Raw genomic sequence first — 20,862 nt, 5'->3', positions numbered from 1 at the left:
AGATTGATTTTAAGCTCAAACTAATATTTAATTTTTAGGAGTGTTAATTTTGATAATCAGTTTAAAGAGAGTCTTTTTATTTCTTTTAATTATATGTATTATGAGTTTATTCTTTATAAACCATAAATCTATTTTAAAGATTGTGTATCCTCTTAAACATGAAGAGTTAATTTTAAATGAAGCTAATAAATATTATTTAGACCCATATATTATAATGGCTATTATCTATGTAGAGAGTAAATTTAGACCAGAAGCTACCTCTAATAAAGGAGCTAGAGGGTTGATGCAGATTATGCCTGCTACAGGTAGCTGGATTGCTACTATGATAAATGATAGTAGTTTTTCTGAAGATGACTTATATAATCCTGAAATAAATATTAAGTATGGAGCTTGGTATTTGGCACAATTAAAGAAGAAGTTTGATGATAATATGTTGGTTGTGTTAGCTGCCTATAATGGAGGAGAAGGAAATGTAGATAAGTGGTTAAAGGAGAATAGATGGGATGGTAGCTGGAAGGATAGTGATAAGATACCCTTTTCGGAGACAAGAAATTATATAACTAAAGTTACTAAAACTTATTCTAGATATAAGTATCTTTATTAGAGTATATAAAAGAATGGGCTTTACATTTATAGTGTAAATAAAGTTAGCATTATAATTGTTACTAGCTAATTAAAAAATTTAGTATTGTTTACATAATATAATGTTATTTTTTAGCAATAATATATAAATTAGATGCAAGGATATTTGTAGCTTTTATAAAGATATAAGTAATTTAATGTCTTTAGTCTTTTTATGTCAAATTTGATAATTTGACAGAGAATTAAAAAAAATATATAATTGTATTGTTATAGTTGTATAATGATACATTTATCCTCATTTTAAGGGGGTGAAGGTTTTTTTATTTTATGGGATTACTTAATTAAGTATGTAATGACTCGAGTATATACCTAATTAAGATAACTGTTACAATAATTAAAAAATATACGGTAATTAATCTTTTACTTCAGTAATTCTGTTTACAATTTCATATTTAATTGTATTTAAAGCAAAAATTTAAATAAAATTACCATTAATTAATAAAATGTAGGTGGAGTTAGGGGGATATTTTTAAAACTCCAATATTACATTTTTTTTATTGTAAGGGAATGATTTTATTTTTAGTGTTTTTATGGTATAAGAGCTTTAAGGTACATTGAGTTTATGTTATTTTATTCTATATTATAATTAATTCATTAATGAATTAGTAGAAAGGTGGTAGAGAAGTGATAACTTATATTTTACGTAAGAGCTTAATGTCTATTCCGATCTTAATTGGACTTGCTACAATAGTTTTTTTACTTAACTTTGTTTTTGTTCCAGGAGATCCTGTGAGAATTGCTATGGGACAGCATGCTGATCCAGATACTATTGAAATGATTAGAGAAGAGATGGGGTTAAATGATCCCTTGTATATGCAGTATGTTAGATTTATTGGAAGGCTTTTCAAAGGGGATTTAGGTAAATCATTTACAGCTAAAAGACCAGTAACAGAGATGATAGCAGAGCGTTTTCCAGCTACAGCTCAATTAGCATTAGGAGCCATGGTTGTTTCAATTATCTTAGGGGTAAGTGCAGGAATTATCTCGGCTGTTAAACCCTATTCTATTTGGGACTACTTATTTATGACTTTGGCTATGATTGGAGTTTCAATGCCAGTTTATTGGTTAGGGCTGATTTTAATTTGGGTAGTAGCATTAAATATGGATTTGCTACCAGTAGGAGGATATGGAAGTTGGCAACATTTAATCTTACCAGCCATTGCATTAGGAAGTAGACAGGCTGCTCGTATTGCTAGGATGACTCGTTCTAGTATGTTAGAGGTTATCGGTAAGGACTATATCAAGACTGCTAGAGCAAAAGGTTTAAGTGAAAAGGTAGTAGTTATTAAGCATGGATTAAGAAATGCATTGATTCCTGTTATTACTGTTATTGGGACCCAATTAGGATATTTATTAGGTGGTACTGTTATTACAGAGAGGGTGTTTTCATGGCCAGGTGTTGGTAGAATGGCTGTAGATGCTGTTATGAAGAGGGATTTCCCACTTATTCAAGGTACAGTATTGTTCTTAGCGGCTATCTTTATAGTAGTTAACTTATTGGTTGACTTAAGTTATGGTGTATTAGATCCTAGAATTAGATTTGACTAATATATTGCAGATTTTAAGATGCATAATTATGTAGATATATAATTTTTTAAGTTTTCAATAACTTATATAAGTATACTTAATTCAAAAGAGATTGGGTAATGTGAAGTAGAAAAAGGAGGTTAAACTCATGGAAACGCAAGTAGAGGTTAAGCAGAATATAGAAGCTTCTAACGAAGAAGTTCATAGTCCATGGCGTGATGCATGGAAAAGATTAAAAAAGAATAGAATGGCTATGGTTGGATTATATGTTACGATAGCCTTGGTATTAGTAGCGGTATTTGCTCGTTGGATTGCTCCATATGACCCATACTTCTCTCCAGTAATGGAGGAAGGGAAGATAGAGTTATCTATGCAAAGTCCAAGTTTAGAGCATCCCTTTGGTACAGATAAATTAGGTCGTGATGTTTTTAGTAGAATTATTTATGGTGCACAGATTTCCTTGACCGTTGGCTTTATTACTCAGGCAATTGCTATAGTAATTGGAATTATCTTAGGGGCATTAGCTGGATATTATGGTGGGCTGGTCGATGATATTATCTCTTATTTAATTAATGTTTTCTTGGCTTTCCCATTTATGTTATTTGCTATTGCAATTATGGCAGTCTTTCAAGATCCAGGTATTGAGAAAATCTTTGTGGCTTTAGGTCTGATTAGTTGGCCAGGTCTTGCTCGTATCGTTAGAGGACAAGTCATGGCTTTAAAGGAAGAAGAATATGTTGAAGCAGCTAAATCTTTAGGTGCTAATGATGTTAGAATTATCTTTAAGCATGTTATTCCAAATACTTTAGCACCTATTATTGTTACAGTAACTTTGGGTGTGGCTAGTGCCATTTTAGCTGAAGCGGGATTGAGTTTCTTAGGTTTGGGTGCTCAACCACCAACTCCAAGTTGGGGATTGATGCTAAGTACTGGTAAGGAGTATCTAAGAAGCCATCCAAGGATGATGATGTTTCCAGGAGCAGCAATTATGATTACTGTATTGGCATTTAATATATTTGGTGATGGATTACGAGATGCTTTAGATCCTAAGATGAAGGATAAGTAAAAGGGAATTACGGAGGTGAGAAGATGAATGAAAAGATTCTAGAGGTAAATAATTTACAGACCCATTTCTTTTTAGATAAAGGGGTAGTTAAGGCTGTAGATGGAGTAAGCTTTAGTATTAATAAAGGAGAGACCTTAGGAATAGTTGGAGAATCTGGCTCAGGTAAGAGTGTTACCTCAGCCTCAATTATGCAACTTATTCCAAATCCTCCAGGTAAGATTGTAGGTGGAGAGATCATCTTCAAAGGGGAGGATTTATTAAAGAAACCGATGAAAGAGATTAGAAAGATTCGGGGAAATGAGATCTCAATGATCTTTCAAGAACCGATGACCTCTTTAAATCCAGTATATACCGTTGGTGATCAGATTGCAGAGGCAATCCAATTACACCAAGGATTAGATAAGAAAGAAGCTCTAGCAAAGGCAGTAGAGATGCTAGAGAAGGTAGGAATTCCTTCTCCAGAGAAGAGAGTTTATGATCATCCTCATCAGATGAGTGGAGGTATGAGGCAACGTGTAATGATTGCTATGGCTTTAGCCTGTAATCCAGATTTACTAATTGCTGATGAACCAACGACAGCACTAGATGTAACGATTCAGGCACAAATCTTAGAGTTGATGAAAGAGTTAAGAGATGAATTTAATACAGCTATTATGTTGATTACCCATGACTTAGGGGTAATAGCAGAGGTAGCCGATAAAGTAGCAGTAATGTATGGAGGAAGGGTAGTAGAATATACAGATGTTAAGAGATTGTTTAAAGATCCAGAGCATCCATATACAGCAGGGCTAATCAAATCAATTCCTAGAGTAGATGGAGGATCAACTAGATTGACACCGATTGAAGGGAATGTACCAGATCCCTTTAACTTTCCTCAAGGCTGTAAATTTGCTAATAGATGCCCTTTTGTAACAGAGAAATGCTGGTCAGAAGAGCCACAATTAGAAGAGATAAAAGATGGACATTTAGTCAGATGCCATAGATGGGAAGAGTTAGACTTAAAAGCAGAAAGTAAGTAGGAGGTGAACTTTATGTCAGATACAATCTTAGAAGTAAAGAACTTAAAGAAGCACTTTCCAATCAAAGGTGGAATCTTTGGAAAGGTAGTAAACTCAGTAAAGGCAGTAGATGGGCTTAACTTTGAAGTAAAACGTGGAGAGACTCTAGGACTAGTAGGTGAGTCAGGTTGTGGTAAATCAACAACAGGACGGCTATTATTAAGACTATTAGAAGCAACAGAAGGTGAAGTAATCTTTGAAGGGCAGAATATCTTAGACTTAGATAAAAAAGAGATGAGAGATTTAAGAAGAGAGATGCAGATGATCTTCCAAGACCCATATGCCTCTTTGAATCCAAGGATGACAGTAGGTGAGATCATTGCAGAACCCATGAAGATTCATGGGATTGGCACACCTAAAGATAGAGAAAAGAAGGTAAAAGATTTATTAGATAGGGTAGGATTACAGCCAAACTATGCCAAGAGATACCCTCATGAATTCAGTGGAGGGCAACGCCAGAGGGTAGGAATTGCTAGAGCCTTGGCAGTAGACCCAAAGATAATCGTCTGTGATGAACCAGTATCAGCCCTTGATGTATCGGTACAAGCACAGGTAGTAAACTTGATGCAAGACTTACAAGAAGAATTAGGATTAACCTATATCTTTATCGCCCATGATTTAAGTGTTGTCCGCCATATTAGTGATAGAGTGGCGGTAATGTATCTAGGTAGAATGGTAGAGCTAGCAGATAAGGATGAATTGTATAATAATCCAAAACACCCGTATACAAAAGCACTATTATCAGCAATACCAATTCCAGATCCAGAGAAGACAAGAGAGAAGATAATCTTAGAGGGGGATGTACCAAGTCCAATCAATCCACCAAGTGGATGCTCTTTCCATACAAGGTGTCCTTTTGCTAAGGATAGATGTAAGACAGAGGTACCAAAGTTTGAAGAAAAAGTTGATGGACACTTTACTGCTTGCCATTATTCAGATGAAATATAATTTAATAGATTTAAAAACAAAGAGCAGTTTTTTAACTGCTCTTTGTTTTTATTAACTAATCAATACTTTCTTATCAAAATTCTTTATAATTTACAATTATCTAAAAAAATTTGACAAAAAGAAAGATTTTAAGTATAATTATCAACAAGAAGGAATAATTATTAGTAGATAAGTAATTAGTAGAGTAGATATGTTTGATTAGAATTTGAAAATATGAGTAGCTTAGAAGTTGAGTATAATAGTAATTGATTAATAAGAATGATAGCAAAGTATATGTTAATTTTAAATATACTGGTAGTCTATCTATTTTTTATTACATATTTGTATTACTTATGTTTGTTATATAAGTAATTTTGCAGTAATTCAACTCTAAACTGACTCAAATTGGTTTAGAATTTTTTATTTTTTGATCTAGATGACTTATGTGTGTAAGTTATATTTTGGTTTGGCAGGATTAAATTTTATGTAATATTTATTGATAGCTGGGGATTAATGGAAATAAATATGATGATTAATTGCTTTTAAACGAGTTTAACTAGTCTTATAATTTCAATTATTAGGTCTAGTTTTAACTTATATAAAAAAGAAATTTATGAGGAGGAAGAAGTCGTGAGAAGAAAGAGTTTGATGCTATTTTTAGTAATCAGTTTATTAGCAGTTTTAGTATTAGGATGTAGTAATGAAAGTGCCAAGCCTGCTAATCCAGAAGTTGAGAAGGAAGCAAATCAACAAGTTTCAGAAGAGGATAAGTTTGGTGGAACATTGATTTATGGTCGTGGTGGGGATTCAGTAAAATTAGACCCTGCTGATGTAACTGATGGTGAGTCAATGAAGGTAACAATGCAAATTTTTGACACTTTAGTCGACTATGAAGCAGGAAATACTAAAGTAATTCCATCTTTGGCAAAAAGTTGGGAGACGTCTGAGGATGGGTTAGTATGGACTTTTAAATTAGAAGAAGGGGTTAGGTTCCATGATGGAACTAACTTTAATGCTGATGCAGTTGTATTTAATGTTGAAAGATGGATGAAGGAAGATCATCCATATCATCATGGTAAGTTTGCTTATTGGGGATATATGTTTGGTGGATTCCCTGGTATCGTTGATAAGGTAGAAGCAGTTGATGAATATACAGTTAAATTTACTTTAAATACTCCATCTGCACCTTTTATTTCAAACTTAGCAATGGCACCATTTGCTATCTCTAGTCCAACAGCAATTAAGAAATATGGAGAAGATTACTTCAAAAATCCTGTTGGAACAGGAGCATTTAAGTTAGAAGAATGGAGACGTGGAGATAGAGTTGTATTAAAAAGAAATGAAGATTACTGGCAAGGTAAGCCTTATCTTGAAGGTATAGTATTTAGAAGCATTCCTGAAAATACTGCAAGATTTATCGAATTACAATCTGGCTCAATTCATATGATGGATGGAACTAATCCAAATAGTGTACCACAGGTTAAGAGTAACGATAAATTAAAACTATCTTTAAGACCTAGTATGAATGTTGGTTACTTAGCAATGAACTTTGATAAAGAACCTTTTGACAATAACTTAGTAAGAAAAGCTATCAATCATGCAATTAATAAAGAAGAGATTATTAAAGCTCTATATGCTGGATTAGCAGAGCCTGCTAAGAATCCATTACCACCATCATTATGGGGATATAATGATGAGATTGAAGCTTATGAATATAATGTAGAAAAAGCAAAAGAGTTATTAGCTGAAGCTGGATATCCAAATGGATTTAAGACTACTTTATGGGCAATGCCAGTTCCAAGACCATATATGCCTCAACCACAATTAATTGCTCAAGCTATCCAAGCTGATTTGAAGAAGATTGGTGTTGAAGCTGAGATTAAATCTTATGAGTGGGGAACTTATTTAGAGAAGTTAGAGAATGGAGAGCATGATATGGCTCTAATGGGATGGACTGGAGATAATGGTGACCCAGATAACTTCTTATATGTATTATTAGATAAAGATAATGCTATCAAAGGAAGTTCAGGAAATTACTCTTTCTATAAGAGTGATGAACTACATGATTTATTAATCAAAGCTCAAACATCTACTAGTCAAGATGAAAGAACTAAGCTTTATGAAGAAGCTCAAGTAGTTATCCACAAAGATGCTCCTTGGGTTCCAATGGTACACTCTACACCAGCAATTTCTCTTGAAAATAAGGTAATGAACTATATTCCAAGTCCTTTAGGAATTGAACATTTAAATAAGGTTTGGTTGAAGAAATAAATAGATTTTATAATATAGGGATTTGAATATTCAAATCCCTATATTTAATACTCAATAAGATTGTTTATCTATATAAATTTTTTATTAATGAAATTGTATTATAATATCAAGTAATGGGTATATTGTGATACTTTTAATTTGGAAAGTAAAGAAATGTTTCACTAATTTAATTAAAAAATGTTATGGGAAAGCTTATCGGCTTTTTTCCGTGTTACTTTTATCATTGCACCCCAAGAGTACTTCCTCAGGAAGAAAGAACACTTCCTTCAGGGCGCCATAAAAGTAACTAAAAGGTCTAGAAAAGAATTAACCTACGAGTCTACCTATGGGTTTAAAAACCAAACCCTTCGTGGTAAACCTAGAGCAAGACTCTTCGTGGCAGAGCCCACTCACTACGCAATCAACATCTATTGAGATTAAGAAATTTAAGATTCCTAATTCAAAGATTATCTTAAATCTATTATTTCTTTAGAATACCTGCTACATTCAAACATTAATTTTCTTCAATTTAAAGCCTTAATTATCAGTTCTAAAAAGATGTTGTAATATTTTTTCTTTATTATATCAATCTTTATAAAAGTACAAGTGTTATATATCTTTAAATTTAAAACTATCAGTATTGAGTAACGAGTGAGTGTATAAATTTTGTAATTACTGTTGACTCGTCACTCATAACCTATAACCGCTTTACAAGGAAGGGAGTGCAATACAAAAAATGCTTACTTATATAATTCGTAGATTGTTATTATTGATTCCAATTCTGATTGGAGTATCGATAGCGGTCTTTTTGATGATTCATTTAATTCCTGGAGATCCTGCTAAGATTATGTTAGGAGAGAGAGCAACTCCAGAGGATGTGGCAAGATTAAGAGAACAGATGGGGTTAAATGACCCATTATACCAACAGTATTTAGGATTTATGAAGAACTTATTAAAGGGTGATTTAGGTCGTTCTATCTTCAGTAATGAAAAGATTACTACTGAATTATTTGAACGTTACCCAGCAACGATTGAATTGACTATAGCCAGTATGCTAGTGGCTGTTTTAGTTGGAGTTCCAGTAGGAATTATCTCTGCTACTAAAAAATATTCTATTATCGATTATCTAACAATGACTGGAGCTTTGGCTGGAGTCTCTATGCCTATCTTCTGGCTTGGATTGATGGTAATCTGGTTATTCTCTTTTAAATTAGGATGGTTTCCTCCTTCAGCACGCTTGAGTGTAGGGGTAGAGTTAAATAATATAACTAACTTTTATGTATTAGATAGTATCTTAACAGGGAATTGGGTTGCTTTAAAGGACTCTTTATACCACTTGGTCTTACCTAGCTTTTCTTTAGCAACTATTCCAATGGCTATTATTGCAAGAATGACCCGCTCTAGTATGTTAGAAGTATTGAGTAAAGATTATATTAAGACTGCTCATGCTAAAGGTCTAAGTAATAAAGTTGTTGTCTATAAGCATGCTCTAAGAAATGCATTGATTCCAATTGTAACAGTTATTGGACTGCAATTTGGACTCTTATTAGGGGGAGCAGTTTTAACAGAGACTATCTTCTCATGGCCAGGTGTAGGTAAATACTCTGTAACAGCTATCTTATCTCGTGATTTCCCAGCAGTGCAGGGTTCTGTATTAGTTTTATCGACTACTTTTGTTTTTGTAAATCTACTGGTTGATTTATTATATGGGGTTATTGATCCTAAGATACATTATAATTAATTCTGAGTTTTAGATTAAGTTTAAGTAATAAATTGAGGTCTACTTAATCTTACGCTTAAGCTTAAACTTAATTTGAGGAGGTTTAAAATGGAGAATCTAGAAGTTCAAATAGAGAATCAAATGCCTCAAACTGATAAAAGTAAGAGTAAGGGATTATGGTTTGAGGCATGGAAACAGTTGCTTAAAAATAAGGCTGCTATGATTGGGTTAGGAATTATAGGTTTGTTAATATTAACTGCAGTTTTTGCTCCTTTATTAGCTCCTTATGATCCTTTAGAGACAAAGATTTTATATAGGTTAAAGGCACCATCTGTCCAACATTTATTGGGGACTGATGATTTAGGTAGAGATATATTGAGTCGGATTATTTATGGTTCTAGAATTTCATTACAGGTAGGTCTGATTTCAGTAGGGATAGCTTTAGTATTTGGAGTTGCTGCTGGGGTTGTAGCAGGATATTATGGTGGCAAGATCGATATGTTGATTATGAGGTTTATGGATATTATGCTTGCCTTTCCTAGTATATTACTAGCGATTGCTATTATGGCAATCTTGGGACCACAGCTAAGTAATGCTATGTTGGCTATTGGAATTGTAAATCTTCCTCGTTTTGCTAGAATTGTTAGATCTTCTGTGTTAACAGTCAAGGAGGAAGAGTATATTGAAGCAGCTAAATCTTTAGGTGCAAGTGATTTAAGAATTATGCTTGGTCATCTATTACCTAACTGTTTAGCTCCATTAATCGTTCAATCTACATTAAGTATAGCAGGAGCTATCTTAGAAGCAGCAAGCTTAAGCTTCTTAGGATTGGGAGCTCAACCACCAACACCAGAGTGGGGAGCTATGTTAAGTGCTGGTAGAGCATCTTTGCAGATAGCACCATGGGTAGTTGCTTTTCCAGGGGTAGCAATTGCTATTACAGTATTAGGATTTAACTTATTTGGTGATGGACTACGTGATGCATTAGATCCTAAGATGAAGGATAAGTAAAAGGGAATTACGGAGGTGAGAAGATGAATGAAAAGATTCTAGAGGTAAATAATTTACAGACCCATTTCTTTTTAGATAAAGGGGTAGTTAAGGCTGTAGATGGAGTAAGCTTTAGTATTAATAAAGGAGAGACCTTAGGAATAGTTGGAGAATCTGGCTCAGGTAAGAGTGTTACCTCAGCCTCAATTATGCAACTTATTCCAAATCCTCCAGGTAAGATTGTAGGTGGAGAGATCATCTTCAAAGGGGAGGATTTATTAAAGAAACCGATGAAAGAGATTAGAAAGATTCGGGGAAATGAGATCTCAATGATCTTTCAAGAACCGATGACCTCTTTAAATCCAGTATATACCGTTGGTGATCAGATTGCAGAGGCAATCCAATTACACCAAGGATTAGATAAGAAAGAAGCTCTAGCAAAGGCAGTAGAGATGCTAGAGAAGGTAGGAATTCCTTCTCCAGAGAAGAGAGTTTATGATCATCCTCATCAGATGAGTGGAGGTATGAGGCAACGTGTAATGATTGCTATGGCTTTAGCCTGTAATCCAGATTTACTAATTGCTGATGAACCAACGACAGCACTAGATGTAACGATTCAGGCACAAATCTTAGAGTTGATGAAAGAGTTAAGAGATGAATTTAATACAGCTATTATGTTGATTACCCATGACTTAGGGGTAATAGCAGAGGTAGCCGATAAAGTAGCAGTAATGTATGGAGGAAGGGTAGTAGAATATACAGATGTTAAGAGATTGTTTAAAGATCCAGAGCATCCATATACAGCAGGGCTAATCAAATCAATTCCTAGAGTAGATGGAGGATCAACTAGATTGACACCGATTGAAGGGAATGTACCAGATCCCTTTAACTTTCCTCAAGGCTGTAAATTTGCTAATAGATGCCCTTTTGTAACAGAGAAATGCTGGTCAGAAGAGCCACAATTAGAAGAGATAAAAGATGGACATTTAGTCAGATGCCATAGATGGGAAGAGTTAGACTTAAAAGCAGAAAGTAAGTAGGAGGTGAACTTTATGTCAGATACAATCTTAGAAGTAAAGAACTTAAAGAAGCACTTTCCAATCAAAGGTGGAATCTTTGGAAAGGTAGTAAACTCAGTAAAGGCAGTAGATGGGCTTAACTTTGAAGTAAAACGTGGAGAGACTCTAGGACTAGTAGGTGAGTCAGGTTGTGGTAAATCAACAACAGGACGGCTATTATTAAGACTATTAGAAGCAACAGAAGGTGAAGTAATCTTTGAAGGGCAGAATATCTTAGACTTAGATAAAAAAGAGATGAGAGATTTAAGAAGAGAGATGCAGATGATCTTCCAAGACCCATATGCCTCTTTGAATCCAAGGATGACAGTAGGTGAGATCATTGCAGAACCCATGAAGATTCATGGGATTGGCACACCTAAAGATAGAGAAAAGAAGGTAAAAGATTTATTAGATAGGGTAGGATTACAGCCAAACTATGCCAAGAGATACCCTCATGAATTCAGTGGAGGGCAACGCCAGAGGGTAGGAATTGCTAGAGCCTTGGCAGTAGACCCAAAGATAATCGTCTGTGATGAACCAGTATCAGCCCTTGATGTATCGGTACAAGCACAGGTAGTAAACTTGATGCAAGACTTACAAGAAGAATTAGGATTAACCTATATCTTTATCGCCCATGATTTAAGTGTTGTCCGCCATATTAGTGATAGAGTGGCGGTAATGTATCTAGGTAGAATGGTAGAGCTAGCAGATAAGGATGAATTGTATAATAATCCAAAACACCCGTATACAAAAGCACTATTATCAGCAATACCAATTCCAGATCCAGAGAAGACAAGAGAGAAGATAATCTTAGAGGGAGATGTGCCAAGTCCAATCAATCCACCAAGTGGATGCTCTTTCCATACAAGGTGTCCTTTTGCTAAGGATAGATGTAAGACAGAGGTACCAAAGTTTGAAGAAAAAGTTGATGGACACTTTACTGCTTGCCATTTGTCTAACTGATATTGTAAAATTATAGCTCTTATATAAACTGTTGACAAAGTATATTAATAATATTATAATTATAAAAAACAATGCATAAATATTAACAAAATTTGAAGTTGGGCAAATTGGGTGGAGTAGAGTAGTTGAGTTGGAGTTTAGTTTCTAAGCTGGTATAAGTAAATGGTTTTATAAGTTAGTTCAGACTAAATAGTAGAGTTGAGATTATGAGGAGGTCAATCACATGAGTAGTGTAGTAGAAGAGCGTGTTTTGTATGACTTGACCAAAAAGGAGAAGGTAATTTATTTAGCCCAAAAGGATCCTTTTTTAAAAGTAGAACGGATTTCACAGTTGGCTGAAACAACCCCCCATTATGTCAGAACAGTTTTATCAGAAGCTAATTTATCATTAACAAAATTAAGAAAACAGTATGCTCAAAAATTAAAAGATAAAAGAAGAGCAAATAAATTTTTATTAGATATTTTGTCTACTGATAAGTTTGATAAATTAGATTTGACTAAAAAAGAAGGAGTAGTCTTAAATAAAGCTGAATACTATTCTGATTTGATCAAAGAGGGAAATAATTTTTTAGAAAGAACGGTACTATTTAAAGAAGGAGGATTTCCAATAATGGTAAATACCACCTTCATTTCTGATGGGCTACAGAAATTTGATGAATTAAATGATAGGAAAGACCTTTTTATTTCAGAGAATAAGGTCAGGGTAGAGATGAGTAATGATATTGTAGCTAGGTTATTAGAAATCAATACTGGGGTCCCTGTCTTAATTTTAGAGAAGGAAATTTATATCTCCCAAAAATTAAAAGGTGTTGATTTACTTTATCTAATTCCAGAGAGAGTAGAGTTACTATTAAAAGAGAATAATCATCAAATCTCGGTAGTCAAATGTAATAAGCATTAGTGATTATAGCAGTTAGCCTATATAGTTGGTTAGCTGTTTTTATTTCACCTAATAAATTATTGACAAGCTATGTTAATTTTATTATAATCATAAATAGACGAAGAGTAATTTAAGCAATTAGCGTAAATGGGAAGTTTAGAAGAATGGGTAAATATATTTAATCAATTTCCAATTTGTAATTATTTGAATTTGTTCTTTTATCTTAATCTAAACTAACCTAGTTTAGATTACTTTGTTTTTTGATATGTATTTTTTTAAAGTTTTTAGTGACTTATATAAGTAATATATAGTTCTTTAAAATTAATTATATCAATAGAAAATTTTATTTATTACTTATTACTAAAATATCATAATACACTTATAATTCTAATATTATCTATAGTAGGTTTAAATTATTATAGCTAATTAATTGAGTAAATTCAGAAGATAACAAGCAATTGGTGCATAGTAATTAATAAAATATTCATAGAGGTTTACTTTAAAATGGAATATTTAGTAAGAAAGTGATTGAAGTGATTAAGTTAGTCAATCGCTTTAATGATAAATAAAATTATCAAGGAGGAAATAATTAGAGATGGTGAAAAAGCGATTAAGTATATTGTTAGTATTAGCTTTAATGGCATTTATTATTGTTGGTTGTGGAGGGAATCAAGAAGGAAAAGTAAAAAATGATAAGCAAGCAATAGCAGAAAATATTAGTGAACAGGATAAGTATGGTGGTACTTTCCAAGGGCGTTTATCATCTGATCCAGCAACACTAGATCCAGCACACTCAACTGATAATCAATCTTCTAGAATTATTTATAATATCTTTGATGGTTTAGTTCAGTTTAATAAAGATCTAGAAGTTGTACCTGCAATTGCTAAAGATTGGAAGGTTAGTGAAGATGGATTGAAATGGACTTTTCATCTAAAAGAAGGTGTTAAGTTCCATAACGGAAGAGAAGTAAAGGCTTCTGATGTTGTATATTCTTTTACAAGGATTTTAGATCCTAAGACTAAATCTGAAAGAACTTGGTTATTTGATAGTATTAAAGGAGCTAAAGATTTTCAAGAAGGAAAAGCATCTAATGTTGAAGGTTTAAAAGCTATTGATGAGTATACTGTGGAGATTACTTTGGCTGAATCATTTACTCCGTTTTTATCTGTATTAGCAATGGATAGTGCAGCAATTGTGCCTAAAGAAGCTGTTGAAAAGTATGGAGAAAATTTTGCTCAACATCCAGTAGGTGCAGGACCATTTAAATTTGTTGAATGGCAACATGATAATAAGGTAGTATTAGAGAAGAATGAAGAGTATTATGTAGAGGGTCGTCCTTATTTAGATAAAGCTGTTTATAGAGTAATTCTTGAAGGACAGTCAGCTTTAGCTGAATACGAACAAGGTAATATCTATCATATGGTTGATGATGATATACCATCTGGACAAATTAAAAGGGTACTTAATCCTAATGGAGAATTTAATAATGATTTAATTAAGATACCTAGATTGGTTACTTATTACTTTGGTTTTAATACTCAAAAGGCTCCTTTTAATAATAAGAAGGTAAGACAGGCACTTAACTATGCAGTTAATAAAAATATTATTGCTGAAGTAGTCAAAAATGGAACTGTTAAGGCTGCTCATGGTATCTTACCCCCAGGAATGCCAGGTTATAATCCAAACTTAGAAGGTTATCCATATAATATAGAAAAAGCTAAAGAATTATTAGCAGAGGCAGGATATCCAGATGGATTACCTGGAACTTATGAGTTAGCTTATAATACAAGTAAGGCTCATCAGAATGTTGCTGAAGCGGTACAGGCTAATTTAAAACAGATTGGTGTTAATGTAGAGTTAATCAATATGGACTGGGGTACTTATATTGATAAGGTAGATAATGGAGGAACTGAGATTTTTAGATTGTCTTGGGGAGCAGATTATCCAGACCCAGATAACTTCTTGTATGTATTATTCCATTCTAAAAATGCTGGACCAGGTGGAAATGGTGCATTTTATAAGAATCCAGAAGTTGATAGGATGTTAGATAAAGCTCGTAGTATGGAATCAGGTAAAGATAGAATTGCTTTGTATCAAAAAATTGAGAAACAGATTGTAGAGGATGCACCGTGGATTCCAATTTATTATTATACTACCATTGCTTTAGTCAAACCTTTTGTAAATAATTATCACCTTACAGGTCAAAATCCATTACCATTAACAAATGTCTGGTTAAATCCAGAGCATAGATAATAATTACTCAAAAGTAGTCGGCTTAAGCCGGCTACTTTTTCTAGTTTGAGACTTATTCTTAAATTAAATCTTAAATTTTGACGTATAAAATAGCATAAGTTAGGTATACTACTCCTTAAGATGAAAGATATAAAAGGAGTGGGAACTATGAAAATAGAAGAGTTAACTAAAAAGGAACAGATTATCAATTTTGCTCGTCATGATCCTTTTCTAAAGATTAGTGATATAGCTGAGAATGTTGAGACTACACCAAGGTATGTTAGAACAATTTTATCAGAGGCAAATATATCCTTGATGGAGTTAAGAGAGAAGTATGCTCGTAACATGGAACAGCGTTTGGCAGGAAAGGAGAGTAACTTACAAAAGGCAACAGTACGTTTGTTAAAAGAGGATGGAGAGGTTCAAGCTAGTGAAATTACTCTACAGAAAATTTCAGGGTTTGAATCCCAAGAGTTAATTAAGACCCATCCTGGAGAAGAGTTATTTAAGATAACCCAGAAGAAGTTAATAGATGGTAGACCCTATAGTTTACAAGAAGTTATCACTTACTTAAGTCCTGATATCAACCAAGAAAGGATCTCTAACTTGGATTCCTTGTATGAGTTATTTGGTAATAAGGGCGTTGAAGGTTTTAAATTTAGAAGCAATGTTGTACAACTAGAGCGTTATAATCCCTTGATGGCAACTAGGTTAGGTCTTAAAGAGGATGATCCAATTATTAAAAGTCAACGTATAATTTTAATTGATAAGATGCCAATTGGCATAGAGAATTTTTACTTTGATGCCAATAGTATTCAACTTGTTTTCCCAGGAGAATTGGTAGTTTAGTATTGACTTTTAAATCGAATATGTTATAATTATAAAAGAATTGCCGAGATGGCGGAACTGGCAGACGCGTAGTGTTGAGGGCGCTATGGTCAATTGACCGTGTGGGTTCAAGTCCCACTCTCGGCACCAATATTTTAGTCAAAAATCCCTTGTTTTTAATTAATGCAAGGTTTTGATATTAGCGCAATTTGCTTAGAGTGATAGTTAAGTTATATGTGGGCAAATATATTAACATAACTCAATAGCGAAATTTAGAAGCATACTCCAGATGATGGAGTATGCTTTTTTTAGATATACAAATTTGACGTAGAATTATTTAATAGTTAAAGGTTATTCCTATAGTGATTGTTCCTAGTAGTCCTGCTATTCTTAACCCAGTATTGCCAAGCTCACCTTAATTAGAATGAACAGAAATCGGTAAAGATTACTTGAAAGTATAATTATATATAAACCTTCTAATACTATTAGTAAACTATATAATGCTTAAAAGGAGGAAGTTCATGAAAGATGATAACTCAGTGGTTGAAGATAATAATTTACAAGAAATAATTGATGGAGATATAAATTTAAGGCCTTATGCTTTAAAGGTAGATGTTGCTGGTGATCATGTAACAGTAACTGGTATAGTCGATAGTTTAAGTGAAAAAGAACATGCTGAAAGAATTATAAAGGATGCAGTAGGTAATAAGGAAGTTGATATGGCTATAAGTATTAGTACAGATGGAGAGATTAATGATAAAGATGTCAATATGGAGGTAGCTGAAGAGATTCAATTAGAGCCTAAATTAAAAGGAAAGGTTGGAGTTAAAAGCACAAAGGGAGTAGTGCACCTACTAGGAAATGTAGAAAATGAAGAGCTAAAACAGAAAGCAGCTAAAGTTGCTGCTAAAGCTCGGGGTGTAACTGAAGTGATCAATGAGATTAAAGTAGATGATGAAATAGATGAGGATATTTTTCATAGTCAAGTAAGAAATGACCATGAAGAATGATATCATGAAAAGGGTTAGAAATTAAATATAAAGTATAATAGCTTTCATTCACATCATTTTAAGCTAATTAGTAAAGATAAAGGACCAATATAAATAACAAATAGACAAAAGCACATTTTTTAGAACGTGCTTTTTGTCTATAATTTTAAATTATAAGGATAATAACTTTACTTTTTACACAGTTATCGTCTTCTTCTATCACGATCCCAGTCTCTATCACGATCCCAGTCTCTATCACGATCCCAGTCTCTGTCACGATCCCAGTCTCTATCACGATCCCAGTCTCTATCACGATCCCAGTCTCTGTCACGATCCCAGTCTCTGTCACGATCCCAGTCTCTGTCACGATCCCAGTCTCTGTCACGATCCCACCTATCTCTATCTCGATCCCAGTCTCTACGATATCTTCCCATGAACTTTTCCTCCTTTCATCGGTTTTGTTATTATAATATGGAAACTTCCCTAGAAATGTTAACAATTAATCCAATATTTACATTGAAATCAATTTTATATACTACTAAATTAGTGGAAATATAAGTGATGATAATAGAATTTACTATAAATCAGAGGTGCTTCTAATAATTGTTTATTTTTGGCTATACCTTTTTATAGATAATATTTATCTTATATATGTAGATAATAATGGTAGAAGTTAAAATAGTAGTAACTTCTCAAAAGAAATATTAATTAATATCTTAAATGGAGGATCTCTTAATAATGATATTAGATAAATTCAAAAAAATATCCGGGATTAAGAGTATAAAGCAGAATATAGAATATACAAATTCCCCTTAAGTAATTCCAGTCTTAAAGTCTTTACATAAAAATAAGAGGGTGCTAGAGCAGATATTTTTAAATAGTGATGATTTTATATATAGAGATATCTACTTAGAAAACAGCAATACATCCTCATTATTAGTATGTATTGATGGAATGGCAGAAAGAGATTTAATCGGTGAACATATATTAAGCCCTTTACAAGTGGAAGATAATAAGGAGAATAATAGAATTGATTTAAAGAAGATTAAGGAGAAGCTAGTAACTACTCTAGAAGTGAAAATAAGTGGTAATTTTAATCAATTAGAACGTTCGTTGTTATCAGGAAATACATTATTATTTATTGAAGGATATAAGCAAGCTCTTATGATTGGCACAACAGGATGGGAGACAAGAAATATAGAATCTCCTGCTTCCGAGGAGACTATTGGTGGGTTTTGTGAAGGTTTTGTGGAATCGATCAAAACTAATATATCTTTGATTAGAAAGAGGGCAAAAACCTCTAAATTGGCAGTAGAATTGCTAGAAGTAAGTCGTAAAACAAGAACTAATATAGCCCTTGTCTATCTTAAAGGGGTGATTAATCAAGAACTAGTTGATGAAGTTAAAGCTAGAATTAAAAGTATTGATACCGATGGAATAGTGGGTAGTGCTCAAATAGAACAATTAATAGAGAATCATAAATGGAGTATATTTCCTCAGATTTTAGCTACAGAAAGAGTTGATAAGACTGTTTGTAGTATATTAGAAGGAAGGATTACTATTATTGTAGACGGTATTCCTTTTGTGCTAATTGCACCTGTAACTTTTACTATCTTTTTAAATAGTCCCAATGATTATTATGAAAGAAGTATTACTAGTTCTGCTATGCGGATTATCAGATACATCAGTAATTTAGCTTAATAACTTTAAGTTGATTAGAAGTATAATTTTAAAAGATAAGGCATATTTTTTATTTATAAGTAGGTTGTCGGATAACAATTTTCGGTCTCTAAAATGATTTCAATTGCAAAGACAAACCATATATTGTATAATGATATTGATAGCAGCAATCATTATTATTAAAAAAGGAGGGCTATTAGTGAAAATAGCAGTTATAGGATGTACACATGCGGGTACTGCTGTGATAGTTAATGCAGCTAAATTGTATCCACAGGCAGAGATAACCGTCTATGAGAGAAATGATAATATTTCATTTCTATCCTGCGGTATCGCATTATATGTTGGTGGTATAGTAAAGGATGTAAAAGGTCTATTCTATTCTTCTCCAGAGGAGTTAGCTGATTTAGGAGTTAGAACAAAGATGGGTCATGATGTATTAAATGTAGATATAGATAATAAAAAATTAAAAATTAGAGATTTAGATAGTGGAGAAGATTTTGAAGATGATTTTGATAAGTTAATTATTACAACAGGTTCTTGGCCAATTATTCCTAACTTAGCTGGAATAGATTTAGATAATATAGTCTTATCTAAAAATTTCTATCATGCAAATGATATTATTGAGAAAGCTCAAAATGCTAAGAATATAGTAGTAGTAGGAGCTGGATATATAGGTGTTGAACTTGCAGAATCCTTTGAAAGAAATAATAAGAATGTAACACTAATAGATATGGAAGATAGAATTTTGAGCAAATATCTAGATGCAGAGTTTACCGATGTTGCTGAAAAATCCTTTAAAGAGCATGGGGTAACTCTGGCATTGGGTGAGACTGTCAATAAATTTGAAGGCAGTGAAGGTAAGGTTTCAAAGGTAATTACAGATAAAGGTGAATATGAAGCTGATTTAGTAATTATGTGTATTGGCTTTAAGCCAAATACAGAGTTAGTTAAAGGTCAGGTTGATATGTTAGATGATGGTGCAATTATAGTTGATAACTATATGCGTACTAGTAAAAAGGATGTATTTGCAGCAGGAGACTGTTGTGCAGTTAGATATAATCCTACAGAAGAGTATCGATATATCCCATTAGCGACAAATGCAGTCCGTATGGGAACATTGGTTGCTAGAAACTTACTAGAAGAGAATACAAAGTATATGGGAACTCAAGGTACTTCAGGTATTAAAATATATGAACACAATATTGCTGCCACTGGGTTAACAGAGCTATCAGCTAAGGAAGCTGGTCTTGAAGTGGAGACAGTAACGGTAACAGACAATTATCGTCCTGAATTTATGCCTACATATGATGAGGCCATATTGAAGGTAGTTTATGAAAAAGGCTCTAAAAGAATTGTAGGAGCTCAGTTGATGTCAGAGACAGATTTAACTCAATCTATCAATACTATGTCAGTTGTAATTCAAAATAAGATGACAGTAGATGAGTTAGCTTTTATCGATTTCTTCTTCCAACCACACTTTAATAAACCCTGGAATCTACTTAATTTAGCAGGACTAAATGCTAAGTAATATACTAGTGTAGAGATAAACTTCTAGCTTTTTTAATAACATCAATAATTAAACTTTGGGCATCCTTTAAAGGGATGCTCTTTTTATATCTTTTTTTTAACCATTTATACTATTAAAATTGATACAATATATAGATATTGCGACATTTTTTCGAATTGATAATTGAGAATGTAAAATTGAGAATTAAGAAATAAATTTAAAACCTCAGACCTCATCCTAGCCCTCTCCTACCTTAAGAGAGGGAACAAAAAGATTTTATTCATGAGGTATAAAAGTGTCCCAATATCCCCATAACCGTCACTATCTAACTTACAAACTTAAGTAGCGCAACATGCTATTTTAGTTTTCTAATGAGTAGATATTTTTCTCTATTAAGAAGATATCAAGTTGAAAATATTTTTTATAATTTTAGTCAATAAAAAACTTTTCATAGAAAAAAGAAAGGATAATTAAATCATAGATAGAATATTAAGACTAAATAGGGAGTCGATTTATGCAACTTTAGAAAACGTTTCCACAAAGA

At 33.0% G+C, this 20,862-nt stretch carries 17 protein-coding genes and 1 tRNA gene; 17 read left to right on the top strand and 1 reads right to left on the bottom strand.

The features are described from left to right. The first annotated feature begins 40 nt into the window (after positions 1–40). The 15 genes from U472_RS03125 to U472_RS03055 all read left to right on the top strand — a co-directional run bounded on the left by U472_RS03125 (position 41) and on the right by U472_RS03055 (position 17,152). Positions 41–604 (top strand): lytic transglycosylase domain-containing protein, encoded by a 564-nt coding sequence (locus U472_RS03125; protein WP_245684730.1) that lies wholly within the window; start codon positions 41–43, stop codon positions 602–604. A gap of 662 nt (positions 605–1,266) precedes the next feature. After that, positions 1,267–2,190 (top strand): nickel ABC transporter permease, encoded by a 924-nt coding sequence (gene nikB / locus U472_RS03120; RefSeq protein ID WP_083189720.1) that lies wholly within the window; start codon positions 1,267–1,269, stop codon positions 2,188–2,190. A gap of 127 nt (positions 2,191–2,317) precedes the next feature. Then, on the top strand, positions 2,318–3,235 hold the full coding sequence (locus U472_RS03115; RefSeq protein ID WP_083189719.1) for an ABC transporter permease: 918 nt from the start codon (positions 2,318–2,320) through the stop codon (positions 3,233–3,235). 23 nt (positions 3,236–3,258) lie between these two features. Then, on the top strand, positions 3,259–4,254 hold the full coding sequence (locus tag U472_RS03110; RefSeq protein ID WP_068715422.1) for an ABC transporter ATP-binding protein: 996 nt from the start codon (positions 3,259–3,261) through the stop codon (positions 4,252–4,254). A gap of 12 nt (positions 4,255–4,266) precedes the next feature. Further along, a complete protein-coding gene (locus tag U472_RS03105; protein ID WP_068715428.1) occupies positions 4,267–5,241 on the top strand; it encodes an ABC transporter ATP-binding protein in 975 nt (324 codons plus the stop codon). A gap of 627 nt (positions 5,242–5,868) precedes the next feature. Further along, complete coding sequence (locus tag U472_RS03100; RefSeq protein WP_068716049.1) at positions 5,869–7,491, top strand: ABC transporter substrate-binding protein; 1,623 nt, start codon at positions 5,869–5,871, stop codon at positions 7,489–7,491. Between the two features lie 715 nt (positions 7,492–8,206). Next, the gene (locus U472_RS03095) at positions 8,207–9,211 is read left to right on the top strand and encodes an ABC transporter permease (protein WP_068715426.1); all 1,005 of its coding nucleotides are present in this window, start codon (positions 8,207–8,209) and stop codon (positions 9,209–9,211) included. 87 nt (positions 9,212–9,298) lie between these two features. Then, complete coding sequence (gene nikC / locus U472_RS03090) at positions 9,299–10,201, top strand: nickel transporter permease (RefSeq protein ID WP_068715424.1); 903 nt, start codon at positions 9,299–9,301, stop codon at positions 10,199–10,201. Positions 10,202–10,224: 23 nt separating this feature from the next. Beyond that, complete coding sequence (locus U472_RS03085) at positions 10,225–11,220, top strand: ABC transporter ATP-binding protein (protein WP_068715422.1); 996 nt, start codon at positions 10,225–10,227, stop codon at positions 11,218–11,220. Between the two features lie 12 nt (positions 11,221–11,232). After that, the gene (locus U472_RS03080) at positions 11,233–12,201 is read left to right on the top strand and encodes an ABC transporter ATP-binding protein (protein ID WP_068715420.1); all 969 of its coding nucleotides are present in this window, start codon (positions 11,233–11,235) and stop codon (positions 12,199–12,201) included. 223 nt (positions 12,202–12,424) lie between these two features. Then, positions 12,425–13,102 carry a hypothetical protein gene (locus U472_RS03075; RefSeq protein ID WP_068715419.1) on the top strand — a complete coding sequence of 226 codons (678 nt, stop codon included), beginning with the start codon at positions 12,425–12,427 and terminating at the stop codon, positions 13,100–13,102. A gap of 574 nt (positions 13,103–13,676) precedes the next feature. Beyond that, the gene (locus U472_RS03070) at positions 13,677–15,335 is read left to right on the top strand and encodes an ABC transporter substrate-binding protein (protein WP_068715417.1); all 1,659 of its coding nucleotides are present in this window, start codon (positions 13,677–13,679) and stop codon (positions 15,333–15,335) included. A gap of 147 nt (positions 15,336–15,482) precedes the next feature. Next, positions 15,483–16,163, top strand: coding sequence for a GntR family transcriptional regulator (locus U472_RS03065; protein ID WP_068715415.1), 681 nt, complete (start codon positions 15,483–15,485; stop codon positions 16,161–16,163). 42 nt (positions 16,164–16,205) lie between these two features. Continuing rightward, positions 16,206–16,292: transfer RNA gene (locus tag U472_RS03060), tRNA-Leu, on the top strand. 371 nt (positions 16,293–16,663) lie between these two features. After that, positions 16,664–17,152 (top strand): BON domain-containing protein, encoded by a 489-nt coding sequence (locus U472_RS03055; RefSeq protein WP_068715412.1) that lies wholly within the window; start codon positions 16,664–16,666, stop codon positions 17,150–17,152. Between the two features lie 145 nt (positions 17,153–17,297). Here U472_RS03055 and U472_RS16695 read toward each other — a convergent pair whose 3' ends face one another. After that, positions 17,298–17,516 carry a hypothetical protein gene (locus U472_RS16695; RefSeq protein ID WP_218059029.1) on the bottom strand — a complete coding sequence of 73 codons (219 nt, stop codon included), beginning with the start codon at positions 17,514–17,516 and terminating at the stop codon, positions 17,298–17,300. A 470-nt stretch (positions 17,517–17,986) separates the two neighbouring features. On the opposite strand from U472_RS16695, the gene U472_RS03045 reads away from it, so the two are divergent. Next, on the top strand, positions 17,987–18,832 hold the full coding sequence (locus U472_RS03045) for a spore germination protein (protein WP_068715408.1): 846 nt from the start codon (positions 17,987–17,989) through the stop codon (positions 18,830–18,832). A gap of 178 nt (positions 18,833–19,010) precedes the next feature. After that, complete coding sequence (locus U472_RS03040) at positions 19,011–20,339, top strand: FAD-dependent oxidoreductase (RefSeq protein ID WP_068715406.1); 1,329 nt, start codon at positions 19,011–19,013, stop codon at positions 20,337–20,339. Positions 20,340–20,862: the final 523 nt, after the last annotated feature.

Origin of the sequence: Orenia metallireducens, assembly GCF_001693735.1 — a bacterium.
Taxonomy (GTDB): Bacteria; Bacillota; Halanaerobiia; order Halobacteroidales; family Halobacteroidaceae; genus Orenia; species Orenia metallireducens.
The sequence above is the reverse complement of the archived record's forward strand: the minus strand, read 5'-3'. Positions and strand labels throughout refer to the sequence as shown.

Bases quoted from the DNA above. Each gene is read 5' to 3' on its own strand.
- U472_RS03115 (WP_083189719.1), top strand. From the start codon at position 2,318: ATGGAAACGCAAGTAGAGGTTAAGCAGAATATAGAAGCTTCTAACGAA.
- U472_RS03110 (WP_068715422.1), top strand. From the start codon at position 3,259: ATGAATGAAAAGATTCTAGAGGTAAATAATTTACAGACCCATTTCTTT.
- U472_RS03105 (WP_068715428.1), top strand. From the start codon at position 4,267: ATGTCAGATACAATCTTAGAAGTAAAGAACTTAAAGAAGCACTTTCCA.
- U472_RS03100 (WP_068716049.1), top strand. From the start codon at position 5,869: ATGCTATTTTTAGTAATCAGTTTATTAGCAGTTTTAGTATTAGGATGT.
- U472_RS03095 (WP_068715426.1), top strand. From the start codon at position 8,207: ATGCTTACTTATATAATTCGTAGATTGTTATTATTGATTCCAATTCTG.
- nikC (WP_068715424.1), top strand. From the start codon at position 9,299: ATGGAGAATCTAGAAGTTCAAATAGAGAATCAAATGCCTCAAACTGAT.
- U472_RS03085 (WP_068715422.1), top strand. From the start codon at position 10,225: ATGAATGAAAAGATTCTAGAGGTAAATAATTTACAGACCCATTTCTTT.
- U472_RS03080 (WP_068715420.1), top strand. From the start codon at position 11,233: ATGTCAGATACAATCTTAGAAGTAAAGAACTTAAAGAAGCACTTTCCA.
- U472_RS03075 (WP_068715419.1), top strand. From the start codon at position 12,425: ATGAGTAGTGTAGTAGAAGAGCGTGTTTTGTATGACTTGACCAAAAAG.
- U472_RS03070 (WP_068715417.1), top strand. From the start codon at position 13,677: ATGGTGAAAAAGCGATTAAGTATATTGTTAGTATTAGCTTTAATGGCA.
- U472_RS03065 (WP_068715415.1), top strand. From the start codon at position 15,483: ATGAAAATAGAAGAGTTAACTAAAAAGGAACAGATTATCAATTTTGCT.
- U472_RS03055 (WP_068715412.1), top strand. From the start codon at position 16,664: ATGAAAGATGATAACTCAGTGGTTGAAGATAATAATTTACAAGAAATA.